The organism is Enterobacter cloacae, from assembly GCF_011078175.1.
GTDB lineage: Bacteria > Pseudomonadota > Gammaproteobacteria > Enterobacterales > Enterobacteriaceae > Enterobacter > Enterobacter cloacae_Q.
In genome coordinates this window covers 258,396-280,363 of sequence record NZ_JAALCJ010000004.1, presented here as the reverse complement: position 1 = coordinate 280,363, position 21,968 = coordinate 258,396, and the positions used below count along the sequence as shown (strand labels likewise).

At 55.6% G+C, this 21,968-nt stretch carries 18 protein-coding genes; 7 read left to right on the top strand and 11 right to left on the bottom strand.

Features of this window, described 5'->3' with window-relative positions:
* Positions 1 to 52 precede the first annotated feature (52 nt).
* Both mfd and G6Q29_RS11020 read right to left on the bottom strand, forming a co-directional pair.
* On the bottom strand, positions 53 to 3,499 hold the full coding sequence (gene mfd, locus G6Q29_RS11025; RefSeq protein WP_165465633.1) for a transcription-repair coupling factor: 3,447 nt from the start codon (positions 3,497 to 3,499) through the stop codon (positions 53 to 55).
* 522 nt (positions 3,500 to 4,021) lie between these two features.
* Positions 4,022 to 5,095, bottom strand: a complete 1,074-nt coding sequence (locus tag G6Q29_RS11020; protein ID WP_165465632.1) for an acyltransferase family protein — start codon at positions 5,093 to 5,095, stop codon at positions 4,022 to 4,024.
* A 256-nt stretch (positions 5,096 to 5,351) separates the two neighbouring features.
* On the opposite strand from G6Q29_RS11020, the gene lolC reads away from it, so the two are divergent.
* Genes lolC through cobB form a run of 5 tightly spaced genes read left to right on the top strand, consistent with a single transcriptional unit; the run spans position 5,352 to position 10,291 of the window.
* Entirely contained in the window at positions 5,352 to 6,551 is a 1,200-nt protein-coding gene (gene lolC / locus G6Q29_RS11015; RefSeq protein WP_006809230.1) for a lipoprotein-releasing ABC transporter permease subunit LolC, read from the top strand.
* Complete coding sequence (lolD, locus tag G6Q29_RS11010; RefSeq protein ID WP_165465631.1) at positions 6,544 to 7,245, top strand: lipoprotein-releasing ABC transporter ATP-binding protein LolD; 702 nt, start codon at positions 6,544 to 6,546, stop codon at positions 7,243 to 7,245. The genes lolC and lolD overlap by 8 nt, the downstream gene beginning before the upstream one ends.
* A complete protein-coding gene (lolE, locus tag G6Q29_RS11005) occupies positions 7,245 to 8,489 on the top strand; it encodes a lipoprotein-releasing ABC transporter permease subunit LolE (RefSeq protein WP_165465630.1) in 1,245 nt (414 codons plus the stop codon). Before lolD ends, lolE begins: the two co-directional genes overlap by 1 nt.
* A 54-nt stretch (positions 8,490 to 8,543) precedes the next feature.
* On the top strand, positions 8,544 to 9,455 hold the full coding sequence (gene nagK / locus G6Q29_RS11000) for an N-acetylglucosamine kinase (RefSeq protein WP_165465629.1): 912 nt from the start codon (positions 8,544 to 8,546) through the stop codon (positions 9,453 to 9,455).
* Between the two features lie 14 nt (positions 9,456 to 9,469).
* Positions 9,470 to 10,291: a Sir2 family NAD+-dependent deacetylase gene (cobB, locus tag G6Q29_RS10995; protein ID WP_165465628.1), complete on the top strand. Its 822-nt coding sequence runs from the start codon at positions 9,470 to 9,472 to the stop codon at positions 10,289 to 10,291.
* Positions 10,292 to 10,325: 34 nt separating this feature from the next.
* Here cobB and potD read toward each other — a convergent pair whose 3' ends face one another.
* From potD to potA, 4 genes are read right to left on the bottom strand one after another with little or no spacing between them, the layout of a single operon-like run.
* On the bottom strand, positions 10,326 to 11,360 hold the full coding sequence (gene potD / locus G6Q29_RS10990) for a spermidine/putrescine ABC transporter substrate-binding protein PotD (protein ID WP_165465627.1): 1,035 nt from the start codon (positions 11,358 to 11,360) through the stop codon (positions 10,326 to 10,328).
* Complete coding sequence (gene potC / locus G6Q29_RS10985) at positions 11,357 to 12,148, bottom strand: spermidine/putrescine ABC transporter permease PotC (protein ID WP_015570805.1); 792 nt, start codon at positions 12,146 to 12,148, stop codon at positions 11,357 to 11,359. Before potC ends, potD begins: the two co-directional genes overlap by 4 nt.
* Positions 12,145 to 13,002: a spermidine/putrescine ABC transporter permease PotB gene (potB, locus tag G6Q29_RS10980; protein WP_165465626.1), complete on the bottom strand. Its 858-nt coding sequence runs from the start codon at positions 13,000 to 13,002 to the stop codon at positions 12,145 to 12,147. The genes potC and potB overlap by 4 nt, the downstream gene beginning before the upstream one ends.
* Positions 12,986 to 14,134 carry a spermidine/putrescine ABC transporter ATP-binding protein PotA gene (potA, locus tag G6Q29_RS10975; RefSeq protein WP_165465769.1) on the bottom strand — a complete coding sequence of 383 codons (1,149 nt, stop codon included), beginning with the start codon at positions 14,132 to 14,134 and terminating at the stop codon, positions 12,986 to 12,988. The genes potB and potA overlap by 17 nt, the downstream gene beginning before the upstream one ends.
* Before the next feature lie 237 nt (positions 14,135 to 14,371).
* Between potA and pepT the strand changes: the two genes are divergently transcribed.
* Positions 14,372 to 15,595 (top strand): peptidase T, encoded by a 1,224-nt coding sequence (gene pepT / locus G6Q29_RS10970; RefSeq protein WP_112791731.1) that lies wholly within the window; start codon positions 14,372 to 14,374, stop codon positions 15,593 to 15,595.
* Between the two features lie 90 nt (positions 15,596 to 15,685).
* On the opposite strand, the gene G6Q29_RS10965 is transcribed toward pepT, so the two are convergent.
* The 3 genes from G6Q29_RS10965 to phoP form a co-directional block, all read right to left on the bottom strand.
* A complete protein-coding gene (locus G6Q29_RS10965) occupies positions 15,686 to 16,807 on the bottom strand; it encodes a JmjC domain-containing protein (RefSeq protein ID WP_165465625.1) in 1,122 nt (373 codons plus the stop codon).
* Positions 16,808 to 16,898: 91 nt separating this feature from the next.
* The gene (gene phoQ / locus G6Q29_RS10960; protein WP_165465624.1) at positions 16,899 to 18,362 is read right to left on the bottom strand and encodes a two-component system sensor histidine kinase PhoQ; all 1,464 of its coding nucleotides are present in this window, start codon (positions 18,360 to 18,362) and stop codon (positions 16,899 to 16,901) included.
* The gene (gene phoP, locus G6Q29_RS10955) at positions 18,363 to 19,034 is read right to left on the bottom strand and encodes a two-component system response regulator PhoP (RefSeq protein ID WP_165465768.1); all 672 of its coding nucleotides are present in this window, start codon (positions 19,032 to 19,034) and stop codon (positions 18,363 to 18,365) included.
* Positions 19,035 to 19,446: 412 nt separating this feature from the next.
* Between phoP and G6Q29_RS10950 the strand changes: the two genes are divergently transcribed.
* The gene (locus G6Q29_RS10950) at positions 19,447 to 19,839 is read left to right on the top strand and encodes a hypothetical protein (RefSeq protein ID WP_207309790.1); all 393 of its coding nucleotides are present in this window, start codon (positions 19,447 to 19,449) and stop codon (positions 19,837 to 19,839) included.
* A gap of 86 nt (positions 19,840 to 19,925) precedes the next feature.
* On the opposite strand, the gene purB is transcribed toward G6Q29_RS10950, so the two are convergent.
* Both purB and hflD read right to left on the bottom strand, forming a co-directional pair.
* Positions 19,926 to 21,296, bottom strand: coding sequence for an adenylosuccinate lyase (gene purB / locus G6Q29_RS10945; RefSeq protein WP_165465623.1), 1,371 nt, complete (start codon positions 21,294 to 21,296; stop codon positions 19,926 to 19,928).
* Positions 21,297 to 21,315: 19 nt separating this feature from the next.
* Positions 21,316 to 21,945: a high frequency lysogenization protein HflD gene (gene hflD, locus G6Q29_RS10940; protein WP_006809213.1), complete on the bottom strand. Its 630-nt coding sequence runs from the start codon at positions 21,943 to 21,945 to the stop codon at positions 21,316 to 21,318.
* Positions 21,946 to 21,968: the final 23 nt, after the last annotated feature.

The window sequence follows — 21,968 nt, the reverse complement described above, 5'->3', positions numbered from 1 at the left end:
AAAGAGTTTGTAAATTATCCCCCCGCCAGCCTGATGCTGACGGGGGGATCCGTTATGCGATGGCGTTCTCTTCCAGCTGACGCATAAAGTTACGCACCCAGTCCATGCGGGTTTTACGTTCCGTCAGATCCTGAGTAAATTTCAGGCGCGTCGGGCCATCAAGACGGAAATGCTGCGGCTGTTTTTGCAGCAGGCCAATTAGCCACATCGGGTCGACGTGATTCTTCTCGGCAAACTCAATAACGCCGCCTTTCTCATTGCCTTCAAGCTTGCGGATGCCCAGCTTCTGCGCCTGCTGACGCAGTCGGGCAATATCCAGCAGGTTGCGCGCCGCATCGGGCAATATCCCAAAACGGTCAATCAGTTCGACTTTGATCTCTTCCAGCTCGCCTTCGCTTTTCGCGCTGGCAATGCGTTTGTAGAACGACAGACGGGTATTCACGTCTGGAATAAAATCATCCGGCAGCAGGGAAGGCATGCGCAGCTCCACTTCGGTCTGCTGGCTGGTGAGATCTTCCAGAGACGGTTCACGTCCGGCTTTAAGCGCGTCGACGGCATTTTCCAGCAGCTCCATATACAGCGAGAAACCGATGGTTTCCATGGAGCCGCTCTGGTCTTCACCGAGCAGCTCACCGGCGCCGCGGATCTCCAGATCGTGGGTCGCCAGCGCAAAGCCAGCGCCCAGATCTTCCAGCGAGGCGATCGCTTCCAGACGCTTTTGCGCGTCGGTGGTCATCGCCTTCGGATGCGGCGTCAGCAGCCAGGCGTAGGCCTGATGGTGTGAACGCCCGACGCGCCCGCGCAGCTGGTGCAGCTGGGCCAGGCCGAAGTGATCCGCGCGTTCGATGATGATGGTGTTCGCCGTCGGAATGTCGATCCCGGTTTCAATGATGGTGGTACATACCAGCACGTTGAAACGCTGGTGGTGGAAATCGTTCATCACCCGCTCCAGCTCGCGCTCGCGCATCTGTCCGTGACCAATGGCGATACGCGCTTCCGGTACCAGCTCTGCCAGCCTGTCGGCGGCTTTTTGAATGTTTTCAACGTCGTTATACAGGTAATACACCTGGCCGCCGCGCAGCACTTCGCGCAGGATCGCCTCGCGCACCACCAGATTATCGTACTCGCGAACAAAGGTTTTCACCGCCAGACGGCGCGCCGGAGGAGTGGCAATAATCGACAGATCGCGCATGCCGCTCATCGCCATGTTCAGGGTGCGCGGGATCGGCGTGGCGGTCAGGGTCAGAATGTCCACATCGGCGCGCATCGCTTTAATGCGTTCTTTGTGGCGCACCCCGAAGCGGTGCTCCTCGTCGACAATCAACAATCCCAGATCTTTCCACTTCACGTCGCTTTGCAGCAGCTTGTGAGTGCCGATCAGAATGTCAATTTTGCCTTCGCTTGCCTGTTCGAGGATCTGCGTCTGCTCTTTGGCGCTGCGAAAACGTGACAGCATCTCAATGCGCACCGGCCAGTTGGCGAAACGGTCGCGGAAGTTGTCGAAGTGCTGCTGGGCGAGCAGGGTGGTCGGCACCAGCACCGCCACCTGCTTGTTGTTTTCGACCGCAAGGAAGGCGGCGCGCATCGCCACTTCGGTTTTGCCGAAGCCAACGTCGCCGCAGACTAAGCGGTCCATGGCCAGCGGCTGACACATATCGCTCAGCACGGCGTTGATGGCCTGGGCCTGATCCGGCGTGGTTTCAAACGGGAAGCTGTCGCAGAACAGCTGGTACTGCTCTTTATCATGCTTAAACGCATAGCCCTCTTTGGCCGCACGCTGGGCGTAAATGTCCAGCAGCTCGGCCGCCACGTCGCGCACTTTCTCCGCCGCCTTCTGACGCGCGCGCGCCCAGGCATCGCCGCCCAGCTTATGCAGCGGCGCGTTGTCTTCCGCGCCTCCGGCGTAGCGGCTGATCAGGTGCAGGGACGACACCGGCACGTACAGTTTGGCGTCGTTGGCGTAGGTCAGCATCAGATATTCACCTTTGATGCCGCCTGCTTCGAGGGTGGTCATCCCCTGATAGCGACCCACGCCGTGTTCCAGGTGAACGATCGGCTGACCGGGGTGCAGTTCGGCCAGGTTGCGGATCAGGGTGTCCGGGTTGATGGTGCGACGGCTGTCCTGACGACGACGCGCGACGCGCTCGCCCAGCAGGTCGCTTTCACAAATTAACGCCAGGTTATTGAGCGTATCAATGAATCCATGCTCGGCGGCGCCGATCATCAGGTAACGGCCATTTCCGGTCGCTTCGCTCAGACGAAGAATGCGCTTCGGCGCGACTTTGATCCGCCCCAGCAGTTCGCCCAGCGCTTCACGGCGGCCTTCACTCTCAACGGAGAACACCACCGGCCCGGTAAAGGCCTCAAGGAATTTGCGCAGATTATCCAGTGGGGATTTCTGCTGCGCCTGGACGGCCAGGTCTGGCAGCGTCCGGAACGCGAGATTGGTGTTCGCCGCCTTAGCGGCAAGCGAGTCGGTTTTGAGCTGCATGCGCGGCCAGCGTTTCAGCTCGGCATTGAGTTCGTCGGTACGCAGCCACAGCATTTCCGGTGGGAGCAGCGGGCGCATCGGGTCAACGCCCCGGTTTTCAAAGCGGGCACGCGTTTCGCTTTCAAAGCGGCTGGCGCTGGCGTCGATATCCCCCGTATTCACAATCAGCGTATTCGCCGGGAAGTAGCTGAACAGTGCTGGCAGCGGTTCGTTAAAGAACAGGGGTTGCCAGTATTCGATCCCGGCGGGGAGGGTGCCTTTGCTGACCTGCTGGTAAATATGTTCAGCATCGCGCTTCACGTCGAACCGGTCGCGCCACTGGCTACGGAACAGTTCGATGGCGGTTTTATCCGTCGGGAATTCATGGGCGGGCAGCAGGTTAATGGAGTCTACTTCCTCCAGCGTGCGCTGGGTGTCGGCGTCGAACACGCGCAGGCTGTCGATCTCATCATCGAAGAAATCCAGACGGTACGGCTGGTCGCTGCCCATCGGATAAAGATCAAGCAGCGCACCGCGCGTCGCGTATTCGCCGTGCTCCATCACCTGGTCGACATGCCGATACCCGGCTCCGTCCAGCTGTACGCGCAGGGCATCGCGCGACAGGCGCTGGCCTTTTTTCATCACCAGCGCATGGCCGTGCAGATAGCTGTGGGGGCAGACGCGCTGCATCAGGGTATTCACCGGCACAATCAGTACGCCGCGCTGCATGGTGGGGAGCTGATACAGTGTCGACAGGCGCGAGGAGATAATCTCCTGGTGCGGAGAGAAACTGTCGTAGGGAAGCGTTTCCCAGTCGGCCAGGCTGAATACAAGACTGTCGGTGAACTGACGAATCTCGTCGTGCAGGCGCAGGGCGTTTTGCATGTCCGGGGCAACCAGCACCACCGGCCCGGGATGCCGTTCAGCAATTTCCGCTACCAGCGTGGCGCAGGCCGCGCCCGTGAGTTCGCCGAGCTGGCGCTGGTCGCCCGCTTTGACAGGCAAGGAGTAACGATAGTGTTCAGGCATGGCTATGTCAGAGTCTCTTGGGGATATACCAACAGTATTGGGGCATATCACTGATACGCAATGTCTTTATTATCCTCGATCGTTATGCATAAGCAAATCGTAACCGCACAAGAGGGAAAGTGCCCCCGGATGGGGAAAGGGTTCCTCAGTAATTTGGAAGCATAAGCAATAAAGTTGTCTTCAGACTAACTGAGGGCTTTCAGCGATGCCCTGGTCCGGCTGTAAATCGCTGAGGCGTAGCCTGCATGAATGCAGGCTTATGCCCGACCCGATAGCCGGAAGGAATTAGCCGAGGGTATCGCGAAGCGACGATTTACCGCCGGGAGCCCGGGTTGCCAGGGTGGTGGCGACTAAGCCACCCTGGCACGTTCACCGCTCGTGCCGTTACAGAATAGCAAGGAACATAAGGTGAACGGAACGAGCTCCACGGCTGTATGTTCCCCTCACTCCAGCCCTCTCCCACAGGGAGAGGGAGCCGTCTGTGCAGGCCTTATTTTGTAGTCCGTATGGGACAGGGGTTAGTTAGCGGGGCACGGGCACGGGCGAAAGCCGAGCGGGAGGGGAGAAGAAAAGATCGCCAAAGAGGGCGGTCGAGAGCTTACGAGCCCCCAGCCCAACCAGCGTACAGACGAACAGACTGATAAACGGATAGACCAGAATCAGCGTTAACTCCGCCCAGATCGGCCAGTACGCCGCATTCATTTCGCGGATCAGGATCAGGCTAAACGCCTCGATTAAAATGCGGTGGGTGGTATAAATCGCGATGGTGTTTGAACCGATGACGTTCAGCAGGTTATTGGGATGAACGGCATAACGCTGCTCGACGCTGTAAAAAAGTTTCATGATGATCACGATTGACAGTAGAGAGAGCGGCAGAGGGACGTTAGCGAACCACAGCACCACCGACACCGCACCAGAGGCAATAAGTACCATCCAGCTACGGCGCAGATTCATCCCTTTCATCCACGTCATCAACTGCGCACCGTACCACGCGCCGAGGCTGTAGTAGATCATGTTGCGCACCACGCTGTTCATTCCCCACCACGGTAACGGCAGGAAGTTAATGGCGATGCTTGCCAGCGCCAGAAGTCCCAGCATCGGTAGTTTCCAGCGGCTCAGCAGTTTACAGAGCGTAAAGTAGACCACCAATGCGTACAAATACCACAGGCTGGTGCTTGCCGTGACCATCCCCAGTACAAATCCTGAAACAGAATCGGCGTAAGCCGCGTTGGATGATGTCGCCAGCTCTCGCTCGGGGGCTAGCCAGACATTCAGATGGGTCAGCGCCTGCCATTGCAGCACGCCCCACAGGGCCAGCACCCAGACAATGCTCCAGATCCGCTTGTCGAGGCAGGTGCGCCAGTTTACCTCGTCAATATATCGACGGATCAAATAGCCAGAAATAAAGAAAAACACCGGCATACGAAACGGGGCGAGGTAAAGGTTAAAGTAGACCCAGCATTTGGCGAGAAGGCCCGATAACGGATGCTGTAGCCCGTCCAGGTGAGGATAAAAGGTGATCACCGAGTGGTAAATCACCACCAGGCAGATGCAAAGACCTTTTATCTGGTTAATCCATAATGCTTTTTGTTTCATTGTGCGTGACGACCTTGTTGCCATAAACGAAAGGTCGATTGTTGTAAAATGAAACCCTGATGTAACGGGTAACAGTCTGTATCAGGACGATTTTCGGAAAAGGTGGAGGCTGTCTGGTGGAAGTTAAGTCAGTAGCATGATGATTTATCTGAATTTTTCGGAAAAATGATTACCGAATCTTACGGTTTCAGTCATTTACGCTTAACGGATTCGCTTATATACTCGTGGGTCTGCTATCAGCAAACAGACGGATTTCATGTATCAACCTGTCGCACTCTTTATAGGCTTACGTTACATGCGTGGGCGCGCCGCGGACCGCTTCGGTCGCTTTGTCTCCTGGCTTTCGACTATTGGCATTACGCTCGGCGTGATGGCACTGGTGACGGTACTTTCCGTTATGAACGGCTTCGAGCGCGAGCTGCAAAACAACATCCTGGGGCTGATGCCGCAGGCCGTTCTCTCTTCCACTCACGGTTCCGTTAACCCGCAACAGCTGCCGGAAAGCGCCGTGAAGTTACAGGGTGTCACGCGCGTTGCGCCGCTCACGACGGGCGACGTGGTGCTGCAAAGCGCCCGCAGCGTGGCGGTCGGGGTAATGCTGGGTATCGATCCGGCGCAAAAAGACCCGCTGACGCCGTTCCTGGTCAACGTAAAACAAACCGATCTGGAAGCGGGTAAATACAACGTCATCCTCGGCGAGCAGCTTGCCGGGCAGCTCGGGGTCAACCGTGGCGATCAGCTGCGCGTGATGGTGCCTTCAGCCAGTCAGTTTACGCCGATGGGGCGCCTGCCAAGCCAGCGTCTGTTCAACGTGATTGGCACGTTTGCGGCGAACAGCGAAGTCGATGGTTACCAGATGCTGGTGAACATTCAGGACGCCTCGCGCCTGATGCGCTACCCGGCGGGAAATATTACCGGCTGGCGTCTGTGGCTCGATGCGCCGCTGAAGGTGGATACCCTTAGCCAGCAGACGCTACCGGAAGGGACGAAATGGCAGGACTGGCGCGACCGGAAAGGGGAGCTGTTCCAGGCCGTGCGCATGGAGAAAAATATGATGGGGCTGCTGCTGAGCCTGATCGTGGCCGTTGCCGCATTTAATATCATCACCTCGCTCGGGCTCATGGTGATGGAGAAGCAAGGCGAAGTCGCCATTCTGCAAACCCAGGGGCTGACCCCGCGCCAGATCATGGCGGTATTTATGGTTCAGGGCGCCAGCGCGGGCATCATCGGCGCGCTGCTCGGGGCGGCGCTGGGTGCGCTGCTCGCCAGCCAGCTCAACAATCTCATGCCGATCATCGGCGCGCTGCTTGATGGCGCGGCGCTGCCGGTGGCTATCGAGCCGCTCCAGGTGGTCGGTATTGCGCTGGCCGCAATGGCCATTGCGCTGCTTTCTACGCTTTATCCTTCCTGGCGGGCTGCCGCCACTCAACCCGCTGAGGCTTTACGTTATGAATAAGATCCTGTTGCAGTGCGACAACCTGTCCAAACGCTATCAGGAAGGCACTGTGCAGACCGACGTGTTGCACAATGTGAGTTTTAGCGTAGGCGAAGGCGAGATGATGGCGATTGTTGGCAGCTCCGGCTCCGGTAAAAGTACGCTGCTGCACCTGCTTGGCGGGCTGGACACGCCAACCGAAGGCGATGTGATCTTCTCCGGGCAGCCGCTGAGTAAAATGTCGTCTACGGCGAAGGCCGAGCTGCGTAACCGTGAGCTGGGCTTTATCTATCAGTTCCACCATCTGTTGCCGGACTTCACGGCGCTGGAAAACGTGGCGATGCCGCTGATGATTGGTAAAAAGAAACCCGCAGAAATTACTGCCCGCGCCAGCGACATGCTCAAAGCGGTAGGGCTGGGTCATCGCGGTAATCACCGTCCGTCTGAGCTTTCCGGCGGCGAGCGTCAGCGTGTGGCCATCGCTCGTGCGCTGGTCAACAACCCGCGTCTGGTGCTGGCGGATGAACCGACAGGCAACCTCGATGCGCGTAACGCAGATAGCATTTTCCAGCTGCTCGGCGAACTGAACGCCGCGCAGGGTACGGCGTTTCTGGTGGTCACCCACGATTTGCAACTGGCTAAACGGATGGGACGCCAGCTGGAAATGCGCGACGGTCGTCTGAATGCAGAACTGACGCTGATGGGAGCGGAGTAATGGCTTCACCGTTATCGTTACTCATCGGGTTACGCTTTAGTCGCGGTCGTCGCCGGAGCGGGATGGTATCGCTTATCTCAGTGATCTCCACCGTCGGTATCGCCCTGGGCGTGGCGGTGTTGATCGTTGGCCTGAGCGCCATGAACGGCTTTGAGCGTGAACTGAATAACCGCATTCTGGCCGTTGTACCCCACGGTGAAATCGAGCCAGTTAATCAGCCGTGGTCCAACTGGCGTGATGCCCTTAACAAAGTGGAAAACGTGCCCGGCATTGCGGCGGCTGCACCGTACATCAATTTTACCGGGCTGGTGGAGAGTGGGGTAAACCTGCGCGCCATACAGGTGAAAGGGGTAAATCCTCGCCAGGAGGAGCGTCTTAGCGCGCTACCGCGCTATGTGCAGAATGGCGCATGGACAAACTTTAAGGCCGGCGAGCAGCAGATCATTATGGGCAAAGGCGTTGCCGATGCGCTGAAGGTGAAGCAGGGCGACTGGGTATCGATCATGATCCCGAACGCCAGCGCCGATCACAAATTGCAGCAGCCTAAGCGCGTACGTCTGCACGTCACCGGTATTTTGCAGCTAAGCGGCCAGCTTGATCACAGCTTCGCGATGGTGCCGCTGGAAGATGCGCGTCAGTATCTGGATATGAGCGACAGCGTGACGGGCATTGCCATCAAGGTTAACGACGTCTTCAACGCCAATAAACTGGTGCGTGACGCCGGCAGCGTGACCAATAATTATGTCTACATCAAAAGCTGGATCGGCACTTATGGTTATATGTACCGTGATATCCAGATGATCCGCGCGATTATGTATCTCGCGATGGTGCTGGTGATTGGGGTGGCGTGCTTTAATATTGTCTCGACGCTGGTGATGGCCGTTAAGGATAAGAGCGGCGACATTGCCGTGTTGCGTACCTTAGGAGCGAAAGACGGGCTTATTCGCGCTATCTTCGTCTGGTACGGTTTGCTGGCAGGGCTGTTTGGTAGCCTTTGCGGCGTGGCAATCGGCGTGGTGGTTTCCCTTCAGCTGACGCCGATTATCAACGGGATTGAAGCGCTTATCGGCCATCAGTTCCTGTCTGGCGATATCTATTTTATTGACTTCCTGCCGTCTGAACTGCACTGGCTGGACGTTATTTATGTGCTGGTTACAGCACTTTTACTGAGTCTGCTGGCAAGCTGGTATCCGGCGCGTCGCGCGAGCCGAATTGATCCGGCGAGGGTATTAAGTGGCCAGTAATTTCGTCATGGTTTAGCGGTCTCCTGGCCGCTAGATCAAACAGAGGAATGCATCATGTATTACGGATTTGATATTGGCGGCACCAAGATTGCGCTCGGCGTGTTCGATAAAGACCTTAAGCTACAATGGGAAACCCGCGTACCCACGCCGCGCGAAAGCTACGATGATTTTTTAACCGCCATCGCCGCGCTGGTGGCGCAAGCGGATGAACGGTTTGGCGTCAAAGGCAGCGTTGGCATCGGTATTCCAGGTATGCCCGAAACCGACGACGGTACGCTGTATGCCGCCAACGTACCTGCCGCCAGCGGCAAACCGCTCCGTACCGATCTCTCTGCTCTCCTTGAGCGCGACGTACGCTTAGACAACGATGCCAACTGTTTTGCTCTTTCAGAAGCCTGGGACGACGAGTTTCGTCGCTATCCGCTGGTGATGGGGCTGATCCTCGGAACCGGTGTGGGGGGCGGGATAGTCAATAACGGTAAGCCCATTACCGGGCGCAGCTACATTACCGGCGAATTTGGTCATATCCGTCTGCCGGTGGATGCGCTGGATGTCGTCGGACGTGATTTCCCGTTGATCCGCTGCGGGTGTGGTCAGCACGGCTGTATTGAGAGTTACCTTTCAGGCCGCGGGTTTGCATGGCTTTATGAACACTTCTATCATCAGAAACTTGAGGCCCCTCAAATCATTACGCTGTGGGAGCAGGGAGACGCGCAGGCGCGTGAGCACGTCGAGCGCTATCTTGATTTGCTGGCGGTGTGTCTGGGGAATATCCTGACCATCGTCGACCCTGATCTTCTGGTGATTGGGGGAGGGCTGTCAAACTTCACCGCGATTACGGAACAGCTGTCCGGGCGTCTGCCCCGACATTTATTGCCGGTCGCCCGCGTGCCGCGCATTGAGCGTGCGCGGCACGGGGACGCTGGAGGCATGCGTGGAGCCGCATTCCTTCATCTCACGGATTAGTTTACGAGGTTACTATGCTGTCGCGTCGCCAGGGTCGACTCAGCCGTTTTCGCAAAAATAAACGCCGCTTACGTGAACGTCTGCGTCAGCGGATCTTTTTCAGAGACAGGATGATGCCAGAAGCGATGGATAAACCCAGAGTGGTGGTGTTGACCGGGGCGGGGATCTCCGCCGAATCCGGTATTCAGACCTTCCGCGCAGCGGACGGACTGTGGGAAGAACACCGGGTTGAAGATGTGGCGACGCCGGAAGGTTTCGCCCGCGACCCGGCGCTGGTGCAGGCGTTCTACAACGCCCGCCGTCGCCAGCTTCAGCAGCCGGCGATCGCGCCGAATGCGGCGCACCTGGCGCTGGCAAAGCTGGAGGAAGCGCTGGGAGATCGTTTTCTGCTGGTCACGCAGAACATCGACAATCTTCACGAAAGGGCCGGTAATCACAACATCATTCACATGCACGGCGAACTGCTCAAGGTGCGGTGCGCATGGAGTGGTCAGGTGCTGGACTGGAAAGAGGACGTGCTGGACGAAGACCGCTGCCATTGCTGCCAGTTTCCTTCACGTCTGCGTCCGCATGTGGTCTGGTTCGGGGAAATGCCGCTGGGAATGGATGAGATCTACAGTGCCCTGGCCATGGCGGACATCTTTATCGCCATCGGCACCTCAGGACATGTCTATCCGGCGGCGGGATTTGTTCACGAAGCGAGACTGCAAGGTGCCCATACGGTGGAACTCAATCTGGAGCCTAGCCAGGTCGGCAGTGAGTTTGAAGAGAAGCATTACGGTCTGGCGAGCGAGGTGGTGCCAGCTTTTGTGGATAAACTCCTGAAGGGGCTGTAAGACTAACGGGCGACGCTGCGTCGCCCGTTATGCATTAACGGCCTGCTTTTAGCTTCTGGTAATACTCTTCATACAGGCGGCTCGCGTCACCAACGTCGTTCTGCCATTCCCCTTTGCTGACGGTGTCAGCGTCCGGATAGAGCGATTTATCATTCGCCACTTCAGGGCTTAACAGCTTCCGTGCGGCCAGATTCGGCGTCGGATAGCCGATAGTTTCCGCCACCTCTTTTGCCACATCCGGGCGCAGCAGGAAATTGATCAGCTTCAGGGCACCATCGACGTTTTTCGCATTAGCCGGGATCGCGAGGCTGTCCATCCAGAAGATGCCGCCTTCTTTCGGCCAGACCACCTCCAGCGGCGTCCCGGCCTGACGCGCCACAAACGCAGAGCCGTTCCAGACCATCCCCAGATTCACTTCACCTTCCATATACGGGTTAGCCGGATTATCCGAGTTGAACGCTGCCACGTTTGGCATCAGCTTTTTCAGTTCGTTATACGCCGCTTCGATCTCTTTCGGATCGGTGGTGTTGCCGGAAAGCCCAAGTTTACGCAGCGCAATCTGGAATACTTCGCGCGCATCGTCGGTTAACAGCAGGCTGCTTTTGTATTCCGGCTTCCACAGGTCCGCCCAGGATGAAACCGTTTTTGGATCGATGGCGTCGCTGTTGACGCCAATTGCCGTCGCGCCCCAGATGTATGGAATAGAATAGTCGTTGTTCGGGTCGAACGGCTTGTTGAGCATTTCAGGATCGAGGTTACTGAAATTGGTTAGCTTCGTTTTATCGATCTTCTGGATCATGCCCTCTTTACGCATTTTGTCGACGAAATAGGTCGACGGCACGACCAGGTCATACGCGCCATCTTTGTAGGTTTTAAGCTTGGCGTACATGGTTTCATTCGACTCGTAGGTGGAATAGATAACCTTGATGCCCGTCTCTTTGGTGAACTGCTCAAGCAGGCCCGGCGGCACATACTCGGTCCAGTTGTAGAAATAGAGCGTTTTGCTGTCATCAGCATGCGCGGTACCCATTCCGAGTACCAGTGCCGCAGCGGCAAGCATTTTTTTCATTTCTGTGTCCCCTGAGATTTTGTTTTATCACGAGCAATAACCTGGCTGGCAATCACCAGAACCAACGACAACACCAACAGAATAGTCGCCAGCGCGTTCACTTCGGGTGAAACACCGACTTTAACCATTGAGTAGATCTTCAACGGCAGAATTTCATAGCTCGGCCCGGTGACGAAGGAGGAGACGACCACGTCGTCCATCGACAGGGTAAAACTGAGTAGCCATCCGGCTGCCACGGCGGGCATCGCCAGCGGCAGAATGATTTTGCGCAGAATAGTCATCTCGCTGGCACCCAGATCTTTCGCCGCTTCCAGCATGCGCACGTCGAACCCTTTTAGACGTGCGTAAACGGTCACCACCACAAACGGCAGGCAGAAGGTGATATGCGAAAACAGCAGCGACCAGAAACCGAGCTGGACGCCCAACAGCATAAACAGCACCAGCAGTGAAATGGCCATGACGATATCCGGGGACATCATCACCACAAACAGCATGCCGCTGACGAACGGTTTACCGCGGAAACGGTAGCGGTACAGCGCCACGGCGGTCAGCGAGCCAATCAGCGTCGCGAAGGTTGCAGAGAACACTGCCATCGTCAACGAGTGCTGAGCGGCCTGTAGCAGGCTGTCATTGTTCATCAGCAGGCCATACCATTTGGTGGTAAACCCTTGCCAGTTGATCCCGAAGCGTGAGCTGTTAAATGAGTTCACGATCAAAATGATTATCGGAATATAAAGATACGCATAAATGGCGGTCATAAAACCGCCGCGAAGCAGTCGACCGATCATTCCAGCTCCACCTTCTTATTCAGCAGGCGTGAGGCACGCCAGTAAACCAGCAGCATCAGTCCCATCACCACCGTCAGCGTTATGCTGGTGGCCGAGCCGAACGGCCAGTCGCGAATGTTCAGGAACTGGCTCTTAATCACGTTACCGATCAGCAGGTTTTTCGCCCCGCCCATCAGGTCCGATACGTAGAACAGCCCCATCGCAGGCAGCATGACCAGCAGACAGCCGGCGATAATGCCCGGCATGGTCAGTGGAATAATGATGCGGATAAAGGTTTGCAGCCTGCTGGCCCCCAGGTCTCTCGCGGCTTCAAGCAGTGGTTTATCAAGCTTTTCAATGCTGGAGTAGAGCGGCATCACCATAAACGGCAGCAGGATATAGACCAGGCCGACGATCACCGCGCTCGGGGTGAACATAATGCGGATCGGCGTATCGATAATCCCCAGCCACAGCAGGAACTCGTTCAGATAACCTTTGGTGCTGAGGAAGATTTTCAGCCCGTAGATGCGGATTAACGAGTTGGTCCAGAATGGCACAATCAGTAAAAACAGCAGCAGCGGACGCACTTTTTGCGGCAGGCGAGCCAGGAACCACGCGAACGGATACCCCAACACCAGACAGGCCACGGTGGCAATCAGCGCCATATTGAGCGAGTGCAGCAGTACGTCAAAGTAGAGCGGATCGAGCAGGCGCGCGTAGTTGTCCAGCGTAAAGACCATCGCGACGAAATTCGCATCGTCGCGGGTCAGGAAACTGGTTACGATGATCATCAGGTTGGGTAGAAAGACAAATAACACAAGCCAACCGACGATCGTGGCAATCACCACATTCTGGAACTTACTTGTGTTCTTCATCAGCCAGTACAACCTCCCAGCTTTCTACCCAGTTGATGACCATCTTCTGATCCAGCGAGTGGTCGAAGTCCGGATCGTCCTCGTTGAAGAACTCGCTGACCATCACCATTTTGCCGTTTTCCAGTTCGACCACGGATTCGAGGGTCATGCCTTTATAGTTGCGTTCGCGAACGTAACCGATCAGACCTTCGACGTCAGCCGTGTCGTGGATCTCATCGACGCGGAGATCTTCCGGACGCAGCAGGACGTTGAGTCTTTGTCCCTTTTCCACGGCAAAGTTCACCGTGATGTTGCATTCGCGACCTTCCACGTTGGCGCGCACGCGCTGCTCGTCCAGACGCTCAATCACCGTGGCGTTGAAAATATTGATTTCACCAATGAAGCTGGCGACGAACAGGTTTTTCGGCTCTTCGTAAATTTCACGCGGCGTGCCGTCCTGCTCAATCTTGCCGTCGCGCATCACCACGATACGGTCCGACATGGTCAGGGCTTCTTCCTGATCGTGCGTGACAAACACGAACGTTATGCCGAGCTTACGCTGAAGCGCTTTCAGCTCATTCTGCATCTGCTTGCGCAGCTTGTAGTCCAGCGCGGAAAGGGATTCATCAAGCAGGAGCAGGCGCGGTTTGTTGACCACGGCGCGGGCAATGGCCACGCGCTGCTGCTGTCCGCCGGATAGCTGATGCGGCTTTCGCTGGGCAAACTCTTCCAGCTGCACCATGCGCAGGGCTTCGGTGACGCGGGGCGGGATCTCGCTGGCCGCTGTTTTTTGCATCCGCAGGCCAAACGCCACGTTCTCAAACACGGTCATGTGCGGGAACAGGGCATAGCTCTGAAAGACGGTATTGACGTGGCGATCTTCGGCAGGAACCTGGGTAATGTCCTGGTTCTCAAGATGGATGCGGCCGTTATCGACGCTTTCCAGCCCGGCGATAAGGCGCAGGACGGTGGTTTTGCCGCAGCCGGAGGGGCCAAGCAGCGTGAGAAACTCACCGTCATTGATGGTCAGATTCAGGTCGGAAATGACGTCTTTGCCATCAAAACTTTTACGAATTCGTTCCAGTTGCACCAGCGGTGAAAGGGAACGGGGTTGTGTATTCAATTTTCGCGCTGTCCCATATAGACGCCTCAGACAGCAGACTGAAGCGGGGTTTGTGTGTAACCACCTTGGTGACTCGTAATGAGGGCGGACATTCTACGGCAAACCCATTGAATCGCCAATCCTTCTCACTTATTCATAAGCTACATTTATTAACGCAGAACGATTTAAACGTAAAAAGTTCTCGTTTGCGGGATAAAAGTGACCTGACGCAATATTTGCGTTTTGCTGCTTACTGATAATGTTGTCACAAAAAGTGAGGGTGACTGCATGGATAAACTACTTGAGCGTTTTTTACATTACGTTTCGCTGGATACCCAATCTAAACCGGGGGTCCGACAGGTGCCAAGCACCGAAGGCCAGTGGAAGCTGCTCAACCTGCTGAAAGAGCAGCTTGAGGCCATGGGGCTGGTCAACGTCACGCTGAGCGAAAAAGGTACCGTGATGGGAACGCTGCCGGCCAACGTTGAGGGTGATATCCCGGCGATTGGCTTTATTTCTCATGTCGATACCTCACCTGATTTTAGCGGTAAACACGTTAATCCGCAGATTGTTGAAAACTACCGCGGCGGTGATATCGCGCTGGGCATTGGCGACGAAGTGCTGTCGCCGGTGATGTTCCCGGTGCTGCACCAGCTGCTGGGACAGACGTTAATTACCACCGATGGCAAAACTCTGCTGGGCGCCGATGACAAAGCGGGTATCGCCGAAATCATGACGGCACTGGCGGTGCTGAAGGGCAAAAATATCCCGCACGGCGATATCCGCGTCGCCTTCACGCCGGATGAAGAGGTGGGTAAGGGCGCGAAACACTTTGACGTTGAGGCGTTTAACGCTCAGTGGGCCTACACCGTTGACGGCGGCGGCGTGGGTGAACTGGAGTATGAAAACTTTAATGCGGCATCGGTGACGATCAAAATCGTCGGGAATAACGTGCATCCCGGCTCTGCAAAAGGGGTGATGGTGAATGCCCTGTCGCTGGCCGCCCGTATTCATGCCGAAGTGCCAGCAGAAGAGAGCCCGGAGATGACGGAAGGGTATGAGGGTTTTTATCATCTGACCAGCATCAAGGGGACCGTGGACAGTGCACAGATGCACTATATCGTTCGCGATTTTGACCGTAAAGCCTTTGAAGCGCGCAAACGTAAGATGATGGAGATCGCCAAAAAGGTCGGCAAGGGGCTGCATCCGGATTGCTATATTGAGCTCATCATCGAAGACAGCTATTACAATATGCGCGAAAAGGTGGTGGAGCATCCGCACATTCTGGATATCGCCCGGCAGGCGATGCGCGATTGTGACATCGAGCCGGTGATGAAGCCGATCCGGGGTGGAACCGATGGTTCGCAGCTGTCGTTTATGGGTCTGCCGTGCCCGAACCTGTTTACCGGTGGATATAATTACCACGGTAAGCATGAGTTCGTGACGCTGGAAGGAATGGAGAAAGCGGTGCAGGTGATCGTGCGGATAGCGGAGTTAACCGCGAAGCGGTAATGTTTTATGCCGGGTGGCGGCTACGCCTTACCCGGCCTACATTTCGATCGTAGGCCCAGTAAGCGCAGCGTCACCGGGCATTAAAGCGGCTCAGTCCTCAAAAAACCAGTACCCACTATTTACCAGCGCGGCCAGCATGGCGAGGAAGGAGGGATCGTCCAGCGCGTCACCAAAGGTATCCGCAGTCAGCACCATATGGCTGGCAATCGCCTCCAGCGCCGGGCGGTGCGGAGAGTCCAGGCGCTCGCCGTTAACGAATACCTCTTCGCCAATGCGCAGTACGCGTAATCCGCCCAGACGAACCAGCTTATCGCCCTGCTGGAGCGCATCATAAATTTCATCTGCCTGATACGGCGGCTCTGGCGGTGCGACGTCCAGCTCGTGACGCGACTGGCTGATAAACTCGCCAAACCATTGTCTGAAGTGCTCCGGTTCGCCGATCAGATCCAGCATCATACCGCGCAGCTTATCCAGCTCCTCTGGCAGAATATCCGCCGGATGCTCACGCGCCGGAACGTCCGGATCGCTGTAACGGTAGCTGCCCAGCTCGCGCTGTAAAACATAGTCAGCAAATCCGCTGATCATCTCGCGCCCGCTTGGTGCGCGGAAACCGACCGAATAGTTCAGCGAGTTCTCCAGGGAATAACCTTCATGCGGGAAGCCCGGCGGGATATAAAGAATGTCGCCTGGCTCCAGCTCTTCATCAATGATCCCTTCAAACGGATCAACCTGGAGCAAGTCCGGGTGCGGGCAGTGCTGCTTCATTGGCACTTTTTCGCCCACGCGCCAGCGACGGCGACCGGTACCCTGAATGATAAATACGTCGTACTGATCCAGATGCGGACCCACGCCGCCACCGGGAACCGAGAAGGAGATCATCAGATCGTCCATTCGCCAGTCTGGCAGGGCGCGGAACGGACGCATCAAAGCTGCGGTGGGTTCGTGCCAGTTGTTGACCGCCTGCACCAGTAAAGACCAGTTGCTTTCACCCAGGTGATCGTAGCTCTCAAAGGGACCGTGACTGACCTGCCATTTCCCGTCCTGGTGGCTCACCAGACGGCTGTCTACCTCGTTTTCCATCGCCAGACCAGCGAGTTCGTCAGGTGAGATAGGGTCGATAAAATTGCTGATCCCGCGTTTAAGAACGACCGGGCGTTTTTGCCAGTAACGTTCAATAAATTCGGGCCAGTTAAGCGTTAATTGATAATCCATATTTTTGTATTCCGCAGGCTCTTACTGAGACGGATTATAACGGAAGCCCCGACCCCTGGCTGCGAGATCCGCGTATTTTTCACATTTCGGGTTAACTATCGTTCAATACGGGCTGCTGGCGGCCAAAAATGACTTCCATACGGGCACCGCCCAGCAAACTTTCACCGGTTTCAATCTTGCCCTCGTACTGATCGACAATTTCCCTGGCGACGGATAATCCGACGCCCTGTCCCGGCCGCAGCGTATCGGCGCGCTGGCCGCGATCGAACACCACTTCGCGTTTATTACGGGGAATGCCAGGACCATCATCCTCAACGATAATATGCAGTTCGTTATCCGTCACCCGCGCGGACACCTCGACAAACTCCAGACAATATTTGCAGGCGTTATCGAGCAGGTTTCCCATTACTTCCATAAAGTCATTCTTCTCGCCAACAAAGCTAATTTCCGGTGAGATATCCAGACTGATGTTGACCCCTTTACGCTGGTAAACCTTGTTCAGCGCAGAGGTGAGGTTATCCAGCAGCGGGGCTACCGGGTGCAGTTCACGGCTCAACAGGGCGCTACCGGAACGCATGCTTGCGCGGTGCAGGTAATAGCCAATTTGCTGTGAGATCCGGCTGATTTGCTCCAGCATCACCGGCTCGGCGTCATCTACGGTCATTTTCGAACTGCGCATGGAACGCAGGGTACTTTGCATCACGGCCAGCGGGGTTTTCAGACTGTGCGTCAGGTCGGTGAGCGTCGTGCGATACTTGTCGTAGCGTTCACGTTCACTTTTCAGCAGTCGGTTGAGGTTGCGCACCAGGCTGGTCAGTTCACGCGTGGTCTCCGGGTTTAGCTTCTCGCGGTGATGTTCCTCCAGCTCGCGCACCTCTTTGGCAAGGGATTCGATCGGTCGAAGGCTCCACCACGCTGCGACCCACAGAAGCGGGATCACCAGCAAGAGATTGGCCGCCAGAACATACACGAACCAGTTCCAGACCATATACGAGCGTTTCAGCTCAACAGGTATGGTATCGATCACCACAATGGTTAACTGCGGCATGTGTAGCGTGGCGGGATAGAGATTAATCGCGACCGAGTGGGTCATTTCCGTATCGTCATCCTCGGCACGGATCTCATTAAGTTTGATCTGTAAGGCGCGATCGTCACGCAGCAGGCTGCTGGTGGAGTTGAGGTCGGCTTCTATTTCATGAAAACCGTTGGTTTTCAGCCATTCTGGACGGATGCGCTTTTTCAGCCAGGGGACATCGCGCTGGGCCCAGAGTAGTTTTCCTTTTTCATCGTAGATCAGCGCCAGCGTCGGGCTTTGCTGGTTAAGATTTTCCGGCATCTCGACGGTGATCCGGTTGTTCTCCCACTTCGCCAGGGTATAAAACAGGTTACTTTCGCCGCGAAGCAGGCGGAAGGTGGTTTTATCGAAACTCACGCTATACCCGACCAGCGCCACCATCCCGTAAGAGAGTGACAGCACCAGCACGACGGCGGCGGTTGCCAGCAAAAAGCGAACCCGCAGCGAAAGGGGCAAAATATGGCGCAAAATTCCTTTCATTTAGCGTAATTCGAACAGGTAGCCCTGACCACGAACCGTGATAATCACGTCGTGCGGATACTGCGCCTGAATTTTCTTACGCAGGCGGCCCATCAGCACGTCAATGGTGTGGCTTTCGCGCAGCTCGGCATCCGGATAGAGCTGGAGCATCAGGGAATCTTTGCTCACCACTTTACCGTTGTTACGGATCAGCGTCTCCATGATGGTGTATTCGAATGCGGTTAGCTTGATCGTTTCACCATTAATTGAAAATTCGCGGCGAGAGAGATCCACCTGGAACGGCGGCAGAGAGATAACCTGTGACGCCAGCCCGCTGTTGCGGCGCAGCAGCGCCTGCATACGTGCGGCGACCTCTTCAATGTGGAAGGGTTTGGTCACGTAGTCATCCGCGCCAGCGCTCAGGACTTCAACCTTATCCTGCCAGCCTTCACGAGCAGTCAATACCAGTACCGGCAGAGAAACGTCATGGCTACGCCAGCGGCGGATTAGGGACAATCCATCTTCATCTGGCAGCCCTAAATCGACAATGGCGATGTCCGGGAGGTGTTCATTGAGATAATAATCGGCCTCTTTTGCGTCTTCAGCATCGTCCACCTGATGACCCATCTCCTGAAGTTGAACTTTCAGGTGATGACGTAGCAATGCGTTATCCTCAACAACCAGTACGCGCATCATCGCTTCTCCCTTTATAAATAGTATGAATAGTTTAACGCTGATTATTCAGGTTGACACCAGCGCGATGAAATTAAATGGTTTTTTCATGCCCTAAAAAAGCGCGAGTAATATAAACCGACTTGTTTTCGCAAGCTTCCGCATTCCGGATAAAACAGCCATCTGTTTATTAACTGTTGAGGGCGCGCGGCATTTTTGTCAGAACGGGCATTGAGGGGGGACAAATCTCGCGAGGGACTTAAGCTGCGCACAAGTTTTGTAAATATTGCCCTTTTTTTTGTAAGGATGTTTTCGATCTATCCATCTTTGTCTACGCTTATTTTATGGTGCGAAATTAGATCCGCATAATATGTACCAGTAAATCAGCATTTTTACACAACAAAACAGCAATTTATCGAGTAAAGAGGCATTTATGGAATGGAAGGTTGTTGAGACTATTGCGAGCCCGGAAAGCGGTACTCTCTTTTGTAAGGTTGAAACACAGTATGGCCTGAATTATATCCTGTGGTTAAAGGGAGATTATTACGTTCGTACAGGTGAAATCATCACCACCTCAAGCCAGGGGATCCTGATTAACGATCGACGCCGAAGAGTCTGGATAGCGCAGGCAATGCCCTTTACATCAATAGGCTGGATGGGGTTCAAACAGAAAAACGCGTGTCCAGGAAACCGGCAGGAGATGGATCGGCCATGCACGGTTGAAACCCCGTGCCAGTTCAGGCTGTGCCCGTTCGGCTTAAAGCGATATATTCCGGAAAGTTATTCCTCGACGAAAAATAACAATCAATCTGACAGCAGGCTTTAATCCCGGCAAAGCCCGTAACGGGGCATGAAAACGTCGACACAATAATGAATAGCAGCCCCCTTTCCGGATGGAAAGGGGGAGGGCGTTTACTTCAGCTCGTCAACCATGGTAATGGCGCGGCCAATGTAGTTTGCCGGGGTCATCTCTTTCAGGCGCGTTTTTTCTTCTTCTGGCAGCGCCAGACCGTCGATAAACTGTTTCATACCTTCAGCATCAACGCGTTTACCGCGGGTCAGCTCTTTGAGTTTCTCGTACGGTTTTTCGATGCCATAACGACGCATCACGGTCTGAATCGGCTCTGCCAGCACTTCCCAGTTGTGGTCCAGTTCGTCCAGCAGACGGTCGCGGTTAACTTCCAGCTTGCTCACACCTTTCAGGGTGGACTGGTATGCAATCAGCGCGTAGCCAATACCTACGCCCAGGTTACGCAGCACCGTGGAGTCAGTCAAATCGCGCTGCCAGCGGGATACCGGCAGCTTGCTCGCCATATGCTGCAATACGGCATTTGCCAGACCCAGGTTACCTTCGGAGTTTTCAAAGTCGATTGGGTTCACTTTGTGCGGCATGGTGGACGAACCGATTTCTCCGGCGATGGTCTTCTGCTTGAAGTGGTTCAGGGCGATGTAACCCCATACGTCACGATCGAAGTCGATCAGGATGGTGTTGAAGCGCGCAATGCAGTCAAACAGCTCGGCGATGTAGTCGTGCGGCTCAATCTGGGTGGTGTAAGGGTTCCACTGGATCCCCAGAGACGTCACAAACTCTTCGCTGAACTGGTGCCAGTCCACTTCCGGGTAAGCGGCGATGTGGGCGTTGTAGTTACCTACCGCGCCGTTGATTTTGCCGAGGATCTCAACCTGCTCCAGCTGACGATACTGGCGTTCCATGCGGTACGCCACGTTCGCCATTTCTTTACCCATGGTGGATGGGGTTGCTGGCTGGCCGTGAGTACGGGACAGCAGCGGAATGTCCCGGTATTCCACGGACAGCGCTTTCACCGCGTCAATGATTTTACGCCAGTAAGGCAGCACGACTTCCTGGCGCGCGGTAGAGAGCATCAGCGCGTGGGACAGGTTGTTGATATCTTCAGACGTACAGGCGAAGTGAATAAATTCAGAAACCGCGTGCAGGGCAGGAACACTTTCCACTTTCTCTTTCAGGAAGTACTCAACCGCTTTCACGTCGTGGTTGGTAGTACGTTCGATAGTTTTAATGCGCGCGGCATCTTCTTCGCTGAACTCAGCAACGATTTTATCAAGGTAATCGTTTGCCTCTGCGTCAAAAGCAGGAACTTCCTTGATTGCTGTCTGGGCGGCCAGCTTTTGCAGCCAGCGTACTTCAACCTGAACACGGAACTTCAGCAGGCCATATTCGCTGAAGATCCCGCGCAGCGCGCTGACTTTATCGCCGTAGCGTCCATCGACAGGGGATACGGCGGTCAGTGAGGATAATTCCATAATTCGCAACTCCGGGAGGTTAACAATGAGCAAGAATTTGTTTTGCCTGAGTCGTCAGGCGATGACGAGAAAACATTAACTGTAGGCGGCCACCGCCGACCTGTTGCCACAGCACGGCGGCACGAATGCCTGCCAGCAGCGAGGCGCGTACCTTCGCCTGTACCTGTGGGCTTTGCAATACGGCAGGCGAACCGGTGACCTGAATACGTGGGCCGAGCGGACTAATCACGTCAACGTAGATACCGGCCATCGCGCTCAGCAGGGTCTCAGACTGGAGGTCAAAGTGGTCGAGCTGGCGCTGTAGCCCGGCGATGCGATCGCCCAGGGTATTCATTGCGCCTTTTGCCGCGTTCAGCTTACGTTCCAGCACCATCAGGCTTAAGGTGTAGCGGGTCAGTTCCGCGTTTAACCCCTGACGGTTGCTGGCGTTGAGCACGCCGAGCAGAGTTTCAAGACCGAGACGAAGATTGGTTTCACTCCCGCCAAAGACGCCCAGCGTGGAGCCTGGGTTTAAATCGATAACGCTGTTGAGTGAAACGTGCAGGGCATCAGCGTCGCAATGACCCTGATGCGCCAGCTGTTGCACCAGACGGGCTGACTGGCAAATTCCCGCCAGCGCCAGGGTGATGTCGTAATAGTTCTTCGCCACACGGTCTCCTTTATGTGTGCAAA